At 42.4% G+C, this 11981-nt stretch carries 13 protein-coding genes; 6 read left to right on the forward strand and 7 right to left on the reverse strand.

Features of this window, described 5'->3' with window-relative positions; translation table 11 throughout:
• A partial coding sequence (locus tag L4C33_RS14775) for a DUF2310 family Zn-ribbon-containing protein (RefSeq protein WP_428813185.1) occupies positions 1 to 374 on the forward strand: 374 nt, incomplete at its 5' end.
• A gap of 132 nt (positions 375 to 506) precedes the next feature.
• Here the strand turns inward: L4C33_RS14775 and L4C33_RS14780 are convergent.
• From L4C33_RS14780 to metN, 3 genes are all read right to left on the reverse strand, one after another.
• Entirely contained in the window at positions 507 to 1316 is an 810-nt protein-coding gene (locus L4C33_RS14780) for a MetQ/NlpA family lipoprotein (RefSeq protein WP_428813186.1), read from the reverse strand.
• Positions 1317 to 1383: 67 nt separating this feature from the next.
• Complete coding sequence (locus L4C33_RS14785; RefSeq protein ID WP_428813187.1) at positions 1384 to 2067, reverse strand: methionine ABC transporter permease; 684 nt, start codon at positions 2065 to 2067, stop codon at positions 1384 to 1386.
• On the reverse strand, positions 2057 to 3091 hold the full coding sequence (metN, locus tag L4C33_RS14790; protein WP_428813188.1) for a methionine ABC transporter ATP-binding protein MetN: 1035 nt from the start codon (positions 3089 to 3091) through the stop codon (positions 2057 to 2059). Before metN ends, L4C33_RS14785 begins: the two co-directional genes overlap by 11 nt.
• A gap of 216 nt (positions 3092 to 3307) precedes the next feature.
• On the opposite strand from metN, the gene gmhB reads away from it, so the two are divergent.
• The 5 genes from gmhB (at position 3308) to treC (ending at position 8716) form a co-directional block, all read left to right on the forward strand.
• Positions 3308 to 3859, forward strand: a complete 552-nt coding sequence (gene gmhB / locus L4C33_RS14795) for a D-glycero-beta-D-manno-heptose 1,7-bisphosphate 7-phosphatase (RefSeq protein ID WP_428813189.1) — start codon at positions 3308 to 3310, stop codon at positions 3857 to 3859.
• Positions 3860 to 3936: 77 nt separating this feature from the next.
• Positions 3937 to 4272, forward strand: a complete 336-nt coding sequence (locus tag L4C33_RS14800) for an MliC family protein (protein ID WP_428813190.1) — start codon at positions 3937 to 3939, stop codon at positions 4270 to 4272.
• 88 nt (positions 4273 to 4360) lie between these two features.
• Positions 4361 to 5305 (forward strand): trehalose operon repressor TreR, encoded by a 945-nt coding sequence (treR, locus tag L4C33_RS14805; protein ID WP_428813191.1) that lies wholly within the window; start codon positions 4361 to 4363, stop codon positions 5303 to 5305.
• 204 nt (positions 5306 to 5509) lie between these two features.
• Complete coding sequence (treB, locus tag L4C33_RS14810) at positions 5510 to 6937, forward strand: PTS trehalose transporter subunit IIBC (protein ID WP_428813192.1); 1428 nt, start codon at positions 5510 to 5512, stop codon at positions 6935 to 6937.
• Positions 6938 to 7036: 99 nt separating this feature from the next.
• Positions 7037 to 8716, forward strand: a complete 1680-nt coding sequence (gene treC, locus L4C33_RS14815) for an alpha,alpha-phosphotrehalase (RefSeq protein ID WP_428813193.1) — start codon at positions 7037 to 7039, stop codon at positions 8714 to 8716.
• A 68-nt stretch (positions 8717 to 8784) separates the two neighbouring features.
• Here the strand turns inward: treC and L4C33_RS14820 are convergent, their stop codons facing one another.
• The 4 genes from L4C33_RS14820 to L4C33_RS14835 form a co-directional block, all read right to left on the reverse strand.
• Complete coding sequence (locus L4C33_RS14820; RefSeq protein WP_167494610.1) at positions 8785 to 8961, reverse strand: hypothetical protein; 177 nt, start codon at positions 8959 to 8961, stop codon at positions 8785 to 8787.
• Positions 8962 to 8965: 4 nt separating this feature from the next.
• The gene (locus L4C33_RS14825) at positions 8966 to 9913 is read right to left on the reverse strand and encodes a hypothetical protein (RefSeq protein WP_428813194.1); all 948 of its coding nucleotides are present in this window, start codon (positions 9911 to 9913) and stop codon (positions 8966 to 8968) included.
• Positions 9914 to 10064: 151 nt separating this feature from the next.
• Positions 10065 to 11585: a winged helix-turn-helix domain-containing protein gene (locus L4C33_RS14830; protein ID WP_428813195.1), complete on the reverse strand. Its 1521-nt coding sequence runs from the start codon at positions 11583 to 11585 to the stop codon at positions 10065 to 10067.
• A gap of 85 nt (positions 11586 to 11670) precedes the next feature.
• A partial coding sequence (locus L4C33_RS14835) for a YitT family protein (RefSeq protein WP_428813196.1) occupies positions 11671 to 11981 on the reverse strand: 311 nt, incomplete at its 5' end.

The raw sequence follows: 11981 nt of genomic DNA on the forward strand, positions 1-11981 counted from the left end.
GTAATAAGCCTACATCGAATGGTGACCATAAAGCGGTGGTAAAATGGCAAACTGAATGGCAAGCCTGCGATGAAATTCAAATGGCTGGTGGCTGCCGAGCTGAACATGCTTCTCTACATGAGATTTGTGATGCTGACAGTGTGCTGTTCAAACGTGGCTGGGATCTACGTGGGCGTATTGAATTCTTGTCTAAAATACCGACTTACTATTATCAATATCGTGTCGGTGGTAAAAGCTTAGCTGATGAACAAGCTCGTAAGTGCCCTAAATGTGGCGGTGAGTGGTTATTGGATGAGCCTTTGCATGATATTTTCCATTTCAAATGCGATGACTGTCGAATCGTGTCAAATATGTCTTGGGATCATATCAAATAGTTTATGTTCTGCGCGGGTAAGCAAAGTTGTTTACGCGCTTAATATAGACAATAAAAAAGCCGATATCGTTTGATATCGGCTTTTTTGATGCTTTAGAAAGAGGTGTGATTCAGTTGGTTATAAACCAAAGAATTACCAACCTTTAACTACGCCACCTTGGAAGATTTCTGAAGCAGCGTTGTACACTTCTTCTGTTTGGTATGCTTTAACGAAGTTCTGTACGTTTTCAGCATCTTTGTTGTCTTCACGTGCAACGATAAGGTTTACGTATGGAGACTCTTTGTCTTCAACGAAGATACCGTCTTTTTRTGGTGTTAGGTTAATTGAGCTCGCGTAAGTTGTGTTGATGATAGACAGTGCTACGTCATCAAGAGAACGCGGAAGTTGTGCAGCATCTAGCTCAACGATAGTGATGTTCTTTGGGTTACCAACAATATCACGAACGGTTGCTAGAAGGTTTGCACCTTGACGAAGCTCAATAAGACCTTGTTGCTCAAGAAGAAGCAGTGAACGACCTAGGTTAGTTGGATCGTTTGGTACTGCAATACGAGCGCCATCTTGAATTTCATCAACAGATTTTACTTGCTTAGAGTAACCTGCGATTGGGTATACAAATGTGTTACCTGCAATAGCTAGCTTGTAGCCACGGTCAGCAACTTGCTGATCTAGGTAAGGTACGTGTTGGAATGCGTTGATGTCGATAGAGCCATCATCTAATGCTGCATTTGGTGTCACGTAGTCTGTGAACGTCACTAGTTCTACATCTAGGCCAAATTTCTCTTTCGCAACTTTAGCTGCAACTTCAGCAACTTGTGCTTCCGCACCAGCCATAACACCTACTTTTACTTTAGATGTGTCGACTTCTTTTTCGCCACAACCTGAAAGTACAAGAGCAGACGCTGCTGCTGCGATAGTAAGTAAACCTTTAAGGCTAAATTTCATAATAATCTCCTTTTTATAAATCTATTTATTTGGTTTCGATATAGACCAGCTTCTAAATAGCCAGTTCTTATCTGTGGTCTACGCGGCGAACAATGTGGTCACCGATAGACTGAATGATTTGTACTAGAACAATAAGCATGACGACAGTCACGGCCATAATTGTCACATCATAGCGGTGGAAGCCGTAACGAATAGCGACGTCACCTAGGCCACCGCCACCAACCGTCCCTGCCATTGCTGAGTAGCTTACCAATGTCACAAGAGTGATGGTTACTGAGTTAACAATGGTTGGTAATGCTTCAGGAAGCAGGACTTTGCTAATGATTTGAGTTGGCGTTGCACCCATAGACTGAGCTGCTTCAACTAGACCCGTTGGGACTTCTAGCAGCGCGCTTTCAATTAAACGAGCAACAAATGGAATTGCGCCAATCGTTAATGGAACAATTGCTGCTGTAGTACCAATGAAAGTACCGATAAGCATTTTAGTTAGTGGGATGATCGCTACCATTAATACTAAGAATGGAACCGAGCGACCTACATTGACGATTGCGCCAAGAATGCTGTTTAGCTTAGGGTTTTCTAACAAGCCACCTTTTTTAGAGGTGTGTAGAATGACACCTAGAGGAATGCCGACTGCGAAACCAACAATACCAGCAACGGCAACCATGTAGAGTGTTTCCCACGTTGCACCAATAAGCAGGTTACCATTGAGGCTAAGCCACTCTGTAACTTCGTTGAAACTAAAGGACATAACCAAGTACCTCTACTTTTACATTGTGTTCACGCAGGAATTCGATTGCTGCGTTGTCGTCTTGTTCGTTACCAAATAGCTCAGCGACCATCATACCGAATTTCACACCGCCAGCGTAATCAAGATCTGAACTTAAAATGCTCACATCAATGTTAAATTTACGAGCAATTTGTGTCATCAGTGGAGCATCAACGGTAGCGCCAGTAAACTCTAAGCGAACCAGTGGGTAGCTGCCTTCAACACGCGTTTCTTGCAAGCGAACTTGGTAATCTTCTGGGATTGATAGATCCAAAGTCGAGCGAATAAACTGATGAGCTAATTCGGTTTTCGGATGAGCAAAAATCTCGCCAACCGTTCCTTTCTCTACAAGCTCACCACCACCTATGATGGCTACTTCATGACAGATGCTCTTTACCACGTCCATTTCGTGAGTGATCAATAGCATTGTGATGTTTAGTTTGCGGTTGATTTCACGCAGTAACTCAAGAATTGATTGAGTTGTTGCTGGGTCGAGTGCACTTGTTGCTTCATCACAAAGAAGAACTTTAGGATCTGAAGCTAGTGCACGAGCAATAGCAACACGCTGTTTTTGGCCGCCACTTAAGTTTGCAGGGTAAGTGTCACGCTTGTCTGAAAGGCCAACCAGTTTTAAAAGTTCAGTAACCTTTGTTTCGATTTCTGCTTTATCTGTACCAGCAAGTTCAAGAGGAAGAGCGACATTGTGAAAAACGGTACGTGAAGACAAGAGGTTAAAGTGTTGGAAAATCATACCGATGTTACGGCGTGCTTCGCTAAGTTCTGATTTTGACAACTTAGTAAGGTCTACACCATCAACAATCACTTCACCATTGGTTGGAGCTTCTAGCATATTTACACAACGGATCAGCGTGCTTTTCCCTGCACCTGAAGAGCCGATAACCCCAAAGATTGTACCTTGTGGTATGTGGAGGTTGATGTCTATTAAGGCATTGATTTCCTTAGTGCCTTGATAGAAAACCTTATTTACTTGATTAACTTTAATCATAGAAAAACCTGTGCAGGGAGAACAGAATAATATGTTGAGACTTAGCTCGATTTACAGACGATGCTATGGTGTAACGTGATCTAAGTCAATAGATATTTTTACGTCTAGACGGCTAAACGGTTGTAAGGGGAAGTTTGGGGAAACAAATAGATAGTGATGAACTAAATAAAGCATGCAATAATTACTTATTATAGAGAGTTGATTGAGAACTGAATTTTGTCTAAACCTGCTGTTTTTTTAGATCGTGATGGTGTGATTAACGTTGATCACGGCTACGTACATGATGAGCATGATTTTGAATACATTGATGGTGTATTTGAAGCGGCTAAAGCTTTTAAAGATATGGGGTATTTATTGGTACTGGTGACCAATCAGTCTGGTATCGCTCGCGGTATGTTTAGTGAAGATCGTTTTTTATCTCTAACGCAGTGGATGGATTGGAATTTTGTCGACAATGGTGTGGAGCTTGATGGTATTTATTACTGCCCGCATCACGCTGAACACGGTATCGGTGATTACAAACAAGATTGTGAATGTCGCAAGCCAAAACCAGGTATGTTCATTTCAGCTCGTGATTTCTTAAATATAGATATGGCTAATTCTGTCATGATCGGTGATAAAGCCGAAGATATGATGGCAGCAGAAGCCGCTGGCGTAGGAACTAAAGTTCTGGTCAGAACAGGCAAAACTGTTACTGAGAAAGGTGAGGCTTTAGCTACAGTCGTACTTGATAGCATCAAAGAAGTGCCAGCATTCCTAAAAGGTTAAACTTTAGTTTTAGGTTGCTCAACGCTATCTATACTCAAATCTGAAATAGTTAATTTGTTAAAGACGAGGAGTGCAGTATGAAGTCTTTGTTTATTGCATCTTTATGTACAATTGCTTTAGTTGGTTGTTCGAAATCAGCAGCGCCAGAAGGTGTTGTACCTGACGACCAGTTTGTGACTTACCAGTGTGAGTCTAATGCGTCCTTTGACGTAGCTTTCCTTGAAGGTGAAAAAGCAGTGCTACGTTTGCCTAAGCATGAATATCGCTTAGTTCAAGTCGCTGCAGGTTCTGGCGTTAAGTATATTTTAGACGACGGTACTGCAGAGCTATTGAATAACGTAACTCTACGTACCAAGGGTGAAAATGCGCGTTTGGAACTCGGGCGTGTCGTTTATAAGAACTGCCACCTGTAACGTTAAAGACATTYCATATTTCTATTGTTATTCTAAGTGAGGGCTTCGACCCTCACTTTTTATTTCCCTTTCAGAAAACTTAGGCCTTATGAGCAAAAAACTCACTATTCTTGATATCGCAAAACTGTCGGGCGTTGGTAAATCAACGGTGTCCCGAGTTCTGACCAATGACCCTAAGGTTAAGCCAGCAACGCGAGAAAAAGTAGAACGAGTTATTGCAGAGTCGGGCTACGTACCTTCGAAGTCTGCTCAGTCGATGCGTGGCGGTAGCCAAAAAGTGATTGGTGTGATCATCTCCCGATTAGACTCCCCTTCAGAGAATAAAGCTGTTGGCACTATGCTCAACCATTTATATGCCGCGGGCTATGACGTAGTGATTATGGAAAGTCAGTTTGATCGTGATAAAACCAATGAACATCTACAAGTCCTCAAAAGGCGTAATGTTGACGGAGTAATTGTATTTGGTTTCACCGATTGTGATATTGCTAGTATCGAACTTTGGCAGCATAGAGCGGTGGTTATTGCGCTAGACACTGAAAATGTCACGTCAATTAATTACGATAACGAAGGGGTGATTCAAAATGCCCTGAGCTACCTGACACAACAAAACTTGTCTCAGATTGCTTTTATTGGTGTTGATCCTAGTGATAAATCCACAGGTGAACTTCGATTGAAAGCGTACTTAGAATGGTGTGAGAAAATGAACCTAACACCAAACTATCAAACAGGACAGCTTCATCACGAAAGTGCCTATGAGCTAGTGGATCACGTTATCAGCGCTGACACTCAAGCGATTGTTTGTGCAAGTGACACCCTTGCTTTAGGTGTCATTAAACGTTTGCAAGAGCTACAACGTGAAGATATTGCAGTAACAGGCGTAGGTGGCAATGATCTATTATCCTTCTTATTCCCTAAAATACACAGTATTGACCCAGGCTACGAATCTGCGGGTGAATTGTCTGCTAACCTATTGATCTCACAGCTTTCTGGTCAAGCTGGTATTACTCACCATACGCAAAACCCTATCGTATAACTTCGTAAATCTAACTCATTAATTGCAAAGTGAATTAAAATTATACTGTGATCTCTTTCAATTAATGGGACTGTTCCCATTTTAATTTAATTATCACTTAGGCAATATAATTAGCAGGTGGTGGGAATGTTCCCATTTATAGTTCAAAGCTCAGACGGCATAGGTCCGGGTGATAAAGTTAATTGAAACCAGGGTGGGGAAAGTATGAGTAAGATTGCGAAGCAAGACGTTGCGCGTCTTATAGAGCTAGTCGGTGGGAGTGAAAACATCGCAAGTGTGAGTCATTGTTTGACGAGATTGCGATTTGTTCTTAATGATACCGAGATAGCCAACACTGCGGAATTGGAAAAATTAAGTCTAGTGAAAGGCTGTTTTACCAATGCAGGTCAGTTCCAAGTTGTTATAGGAACTGAAGTTGACGATGTCTACAAAGTGTTAATTGAGTTGACGGGTAAACAAGAGTCATCAAAAGACGACGCTAAACTTGCAGCGCGTCAAAACATGAACATTCTAGAACGTGGTATTTCCCATTTAGCCGAAATTTTTGTACCGCTTCTTCCTGCGATTATCACTGGTGGTTTGATTTTAGGTTTCCGAAATGTGATTGGCGACATTCGCATGTTCGATGGAAAAACTTTGGTTGAGATCAGTCAGTTTTGGGCCACGGTTCATTCTTTCTTATGGCTGATTGGTGAAGCGATCTTCTTCTTCCTTCCTGTCGGTGTTTGTTGGGCGACGGTGAAGAAACTGGGTGGAACGCCGATCCTCGGTATTACCTTAGGTGTAACTTTGGTTTCGCCCCAGTTGATGAACGCTTATATGATTGGTAAAGCGGTACCTGAGGTCTGGGACTTCGGCTTCTTCGTTATAGAGAAAGTTGGCTATCAAGCGCAAGTTATTCCTGCGATGTTAGCGGGTGTTGCATTAGCCTTTATTGAAACTAACCTCAAGAAAATTGTTCCAGCTTACCTGTATTTAGTGGTTGTACCTTTTGTTTCTATCATCTTATCAGTAATCTTAGCGCACGCATTTATTGGTCCGTTTGGCCGAGTACTTGGTGATGGTGTTGCTTTTGCTGCAAAGGCTGCGATGACAGGTGACTTTGCCATTATCGGTTCAATGCTGTTTGGTTTCTTATACGCGCCACTGGTTATTACGGGTATTCACCACACAACGAATGCGGTTGATCTGCAACTTATGCAAGAGCTTGGTGGTACACCAATTTGGCCGTTAATTGCATTATCAAATATTGCTCAGGCTTCTGCGGTAGTTGGCATCATTATTCTTAGTAAACGCGAAGGTGAGCGTGATATCTCTGTTCCTGCTGCGATCTCTGCATACCTTGGGGTGACAGAGCCTGCGATGTACGGCATCAACTTGAAGTACAAATTCCCAATGCTTAGCGCAATGATAGGCAGTGCTGTTGCCGCTGCGATATGTGGTAGTGCTGGTGTTATGGCGAATGGTATTGGTGTAGGTGGCTTACCTGGCATCCTATCTATTCAACCTCAATATTGGTCAATCTATTTAGTCGCAATGCTGGTGGCGGTTGTATTACCTGCACTATTAACGTTGTTCTTCTATAAACGAGCTCAAGCTAAGGGTGAATTAGCACTGGTAAGTGCAAGTTAATGACCCTGTATATGCAATAAATCAGAAAACGAAACGTATAACCTTTTGGAGTGGTGGCTTTCGCCACTCCGTCTTTGATTTTATTAAGAGTAAGTAGCGATGACGATTCAAGCGGCAGATGCAATGTGGTGGAAAACAGCCACTATTTACCAGATTTATCCTAAAAGCTTTTGTGATAGCGGATCGCAAGGTTCTGGTGACATTAAAGGCATCATTTCAAAATTAGATTATTTAAAGACTTTGGGGGTTGATGCCATCTGGCTAACGCCTGTCTATCAGTCACCGATGATTGATAATGGTTACGACATTTCAGATTATTACGCGATCAACCCAGAGTTTGGCACTATGCAAGACTTTGATTTGCTACTGTCTGAAGCGCATCAGCGTAATATCCGTATTGTGATGGACATTGTTGTTAACCACACTTCAACGGAACATCATTGGTTCCAGTCTGCTTTAGGTGACAAAAATAGTCCTTATCGCGATTACTACATTTGGAAAGACCCTGTTGACGGTCAAGAGCCGACAAACTGGCAGTCGAAATTTGGTGGTAATGCATGGGAAATGGATAAGGCTACTGGGCAGTACTACCTGCACCTATTTGCCAAAGAACAAGCCGATTTAAACTGGGAAAATCCGAAAGTTCGTGGTGAAGTAAAAGAGATCATCAGTTATTGGGCTGAAAAGGGCGTCGATGGTTTCCGTTTGGATGTCATTAACCTTATTTCTAAGCAACAAGACTTTGCTAATGATGATATTGGCGATGGTCGACGATTTTATACCGACGGTCCACGAGTTCACGAATTCCTTCAAGAGATCAGCGAAGCTGTATTCCAAAAATACGGTAGTGTTACTGTTGGTGAAATGTCTTCGACGACTTTAGAGCACTGTCAGCAGTATTCAAACATTGATAACAGTGAACTGTCGATGGTGTTTAACTTCCATCACTTAAAAGTGGATTACACCAACGGGGAAAAGTGGACTAAGGCTCCATTTGATTTTCAGCAATTGAAATCTATCTTCAACCATTGGCAAACGGGTTTAAATGGTAAAGGGTGGGGCGCATTGTTCTGGTGTAACCATGACCAGCCAAGGGTAGTTAGTCGCTTAGGCGATGACAAAAACTATCGAGTTGAATCCGCTAAAATGCTCGCAGCTTCGGTACATATGATGCAGGGAACGCCTTATATCTACCAGGGTGAAGAAATTGGTATGACTAACCCAGGTTATACCAACATTGAACAATACCGAGATGTGGAAAGCACCAACATGTATAACGTGATGGTCAATGAGCAGGGTGTTGCGCACCAAGATATGATGAGTATTCTGGCACAAAAATCTCGCGATAATTCTCGTACTCCAATGCAGTGGAACAGTTCTGCATTTGCCGGATTCTCAAAAGAGCAGCCTTGGTTGGATGTGGCGGCAAATTATAAAGAGATAAACGCAGAACAAGCGGTGCAAGATGATGATTCTGTTTTTCATTTTTACAAGCGTCTAATAGAGCTGAGAAAGGAAGTCGCGGTGATCACTGATGGTGATTACACTGATTTGTTGCCTGAGCATGAAGCGGTATTTGCATACCAAAGACAAACGGCGACTCAAACGCTGATTTGTTTGAATAACTACTACGCGGATGAGTGCAGTGTTGAGCTACCAGCAGGTATTAATTTGATTCGAGCTAAACTGCTCTTGGGAAATTATGCTGAAAGTGAAATGCCTGTATCAACCCAAATCACTCTACGACCGTACGAAACTAAGATTCTCTTGATAGAGTAATACTCGCCCCCCTATGCGAGTCAAGCTTTGAACCTGAGGCTAAGGCTGACGGTTCAAAGCTTATTTTTTTAGTCCGTTGAGACTTGCTGCAACAGATCCAGTTCCTGCTCAGTGAGTAACCCGTCATAAGAAAACTCATTGAGCTTATCTTCTTCACGTTTTACTGCATGTAAAAGAGCCTTCAACCGCGCTTGGGAAAGCGGCTTGATAACATCTTTTAAAGCTTGGAACTCGTCATCTGTCATTGTCCTATCCGTTGTTAAAAGTAAATGAATGTAGTGACATTACTTCTTCATGGAGTTGGATGTTATTTTTCTCAGTAAGTTCAATATGTTTCACAAGACCAAAGCTTGGGTTAAACCAAATCTCGGTATTGAGTTTGAAATCTGTAGTGCCATAGTCACCGCAGCTAACGTTGTAGTAATTTTCGACACCTAGATAAGCCGTTTCGATGCTTTTTCCCTGAATGGAAACAGATACTCGTTTGCCGTTTTCTTTGATTTGTTGGCTCCAGACAAGGCGACATTGCGTATCTTCTGGGCCAAGGTCATCAACACCATTAGGATAAAAAACATCAAGTAGATCGGCTAATTGCCCTGCGCTGGTATTAAGCTCTCTTTGTATTGAGTTGTGGCTAATATCGAGATTCGGGTCTTTTTGTTTCACTGCACTACCCGAATGTTTGAACAAAGGGTTAGTAACAAATAAGTCTTTATTGTGTTCTTTGCTCACTTCGATGCTGCTGTCGACGAGATGCGTGAAGTCATCTCCACCTTGATACAAAACACTGAACTCTGGGTCTTCACCAAACACAAATGTATCAAGACCGAAAAAGTGCTCTGAACCTTGGTTTTGTTTGTCTTCCACCCAGCTTTTGAGCTTGGTTATATCAGCGGCTTCTTCAGAGCCGTTAATTTGCGCTTGGTCGAGTTCATCTTGGAGGCGCGTTAGTAGATCTGTTGTGCTTATCGATGAATAAGCGAAACGTATCTCCTCGTTTTCTTCACCATCTTGGTAAGTCTTGTAAGAGAGAAAAGACAGTTTTTCTGGCGAAAAATTAGAGCCTTTTATAGGGAAATCGAAATTATTGGAACCTGACGATTTATTAGGATCAATACCTGTTGAAGATCCACTGTCACCTCCACAACCATGGAGGGCGATGACTGAAGTGGCGACGATAGCAAGAGCTTTATTCATGTGAACATTCCTGACGAGTGAATGGCGTGAGTGCCAGATTGGATTGCCAGGAATGTTAGGTTTTTGCTGGAGAATAGGGCAAAAAACGAAATTAAATAAAAGCTTAATTTATATTTAGGTCTTTGTTTTTAAGATGAACTTTATCTCTCATTTAAAACGCACTGCTGCTTGGTTTCGAAATTTGAAGTCCAACGGAATGACAGTAATCGAGCATTAAATTTTCCCATTGTTTGAGGATGATTGGATCCTTCACACTGAGTTTTAGACTTTGCCAAGGCTGTAAACAAGTCGCTTCAGATTCTGGTTGAGAGAGCCTATCAAAGAGTGCTTCTGATGGAACGACACGTAACAGTGCGACCAGTGATTCCATGTAATTCAGTCTGAATTTATCCATGTTTCCTTGTTTATAGGCGATGTGAGAAATCACCATATAGACCAGCGCGTTTTCTATTCGAGAGTTACCAGCAGGAGTAGTCAGAAATTCACGAGCGGATGTGAGATCTCGGACCTTAAAACTGATCATGCCGAGCCATAGGGTGAGTTCATCGGGAGTACGCGCAAAGTGCGCCTGAATCCTGTTGGTGAATTGGATGAGTTTCTGTTTATCGGTTTCAAATAACACTAAGTGTCGAGCCAGAAACGTAGCGGTCATTTCATCCAAAGGAATGCTATCAATGTCGAGTGACTGTTGAGCTAACAAAGGCATCACTTTCGATGTGTTTGCAGACCATGCTGTTTCGCTTGGCTCTGGCAAAGTGAAATAGTGAGCCAGATCTTTATTGATGGCCATCAGGCTATCTGCAATGTCACTGACGTCTATCGAGTAAATTCCACGGAAAGCGAGTTTGCCTGAACTTGGGTAAAGCAAACTGATTTTTGCTGAAAGGCGACTGTCGACTTCTTGGTCTTTCAATTGAATATTGACGAGGTAATCACTGGTTCGCATATTCTTAGCGCCAGGGAAGAAAGGGGAGCTGTCGATTGGATCTAGAAAGTAACTCGGCGCATCTTGATTTGCTATATCGGTAAAAGCGTATTCAATTTGCTGCTGCAAGAGTACAGCTTTGACGATACTGCGGTGCTTACGTGCATTTTCCCCGATTGCGTCGACTCGGTTTAATAAGAGCTCGACTTTTGGGATCAAGCGTTGTTCATCCATAAGCGATGCGGTGTTGCTTGAAGAGATCCAATACAGGTAGCTGACGATGGCGGTACACGTGAGTGAAATAGCTAATAGGGCACAGAGCACCAGATTTGCTTTTGAAGGTGTACTAGGAACAGGGGCGCTTTCTGGTGACGGTGATTCTTGATGGTTATCCAAACTGACAGAGCTTGCATTGAAGTAATAGCCTTTACGCGGGTACGTAACGAGTATTTTGGTGGCATCAGAATCGGGCAGAGATTTTTGTATGATTGAGCGTAACGTGCTGATGCGGTTGGTCAGGACATTTTTTGAGATAAAGTTACTTTGCCAAACCGATTCAATGATGGCGTCGGCGGAGAGAGGCTCTCCAACACTCGTCAGGAAGAGTTCTAGTAACTCAACTGAGCGTGGTTCTAGGTCGATTACTTGCCCATTATTACTCAAGGTACGGGTTCTTGGGTTGAACTCTAACCCTTCAATGTAAATGGAGGTATGAGCGTGTTTGGCGGCAGACAGGTAATCTTTCATAGAAAGGACTATAGCTTATAAAAGCGGGATTCTAGCTGTTTTACCCATCAAAAACAGCTAGAAATTGTTGAAAGCGAGCTATGAGTTAAGATGTATAGCTTACTGAATATCTCGTTGGTTTGTGATTCATCGCGAGTACGACATTCAAAGCGACAGTGCCAAGAATAGAAACTGCAATAATCCAAGGCGTCACAAAGAAGAAAGAAGCAAACAGAATGCAACTATCAATAGCCATTTGTGTCTTACCTACTGAAATACCAAATCTGTCTTGAATGAATAAACACAGGACATTGAAGCCACCTAGGCTAGAGCGATGTCTAAACAAAATGAGCATGCCAAGCCCCATCAACAATCCTCCAGCGATCGCACAGTAGATTTCGTTAATAGTATCTAAAG

The organism is Vibrio makurazakiensis (assembly GCF_050337375.1).
GTDB lineage: Bacteria > Pseudomonadota > Gammaproteobacteria > Enterobacterales > Vibrionaceae > Vibrio > Vibrio makurazakiensis.

Bases quoted from the DNA above. Each gene is read 5' to 3' on its own strand.
- L4C33_RS14785 (WP_428813187.1), bottom strand. From the start codon at position 2,067: ATGTCCTTTAGTTTCAACGAAGTTACAGAGTGGCTTAGCCTCAATGGT.
- metN (WP_428813188.1), bottom strand. From the start codon at position 3,091: ATGATTAAAGTTAATCAAGTAAATAAGGTTTTCTATCAAGGCACTAAG.
- L4C33_RS14800 (WP_428813190.1), top strand. From the start codon at position 3,937: ATGAAGTCTTTGTTTATTGCATCTTTATGTACAATTGCTTTAGTTGGT.
- treR (WP_428813191.1), top strand. From the start codon at position 4,361: ATGAGCAAAAAACTCACTATTCTTGATATCGCAAAACTGTCGGGCGTT.
- treB (WP_428813192.1), top strand. From the start codon at position 5,510: ATGAGTAAGATTGCGAAGCAAGACGTTGCGCGTCTTATAGAGCTAGTC.
- treC (WP_428813193.1), top strand. From the start codon at position 7,037: ATGACGATTCAAGCGGCAGATGCAATGTGGTGGAAAACAGCCACTATT.
- L4C33_RS14820 (WP_167494610.1), bottom strand. From the start codon at position 8,961: ATGACAGATGACGAGTTCCAAGCTTTAAAAGATGTTATCAAGCCGCTT.
- L4C33_RS14825 (WP_428813194.1), bottom strand. From the start codon at position 9,913: ATGAATAAAGCTCTTGCTATCGTCGCCACTTCAGTCATCGCCCTCCAT.
- L4C33_RS14830 (WP_428813195.1), bottom strand. From the start codon at position 11,585: ATGAAAGATTACCTGTCTGCCGCCAAACACGCTCATACCTCCATTTAC.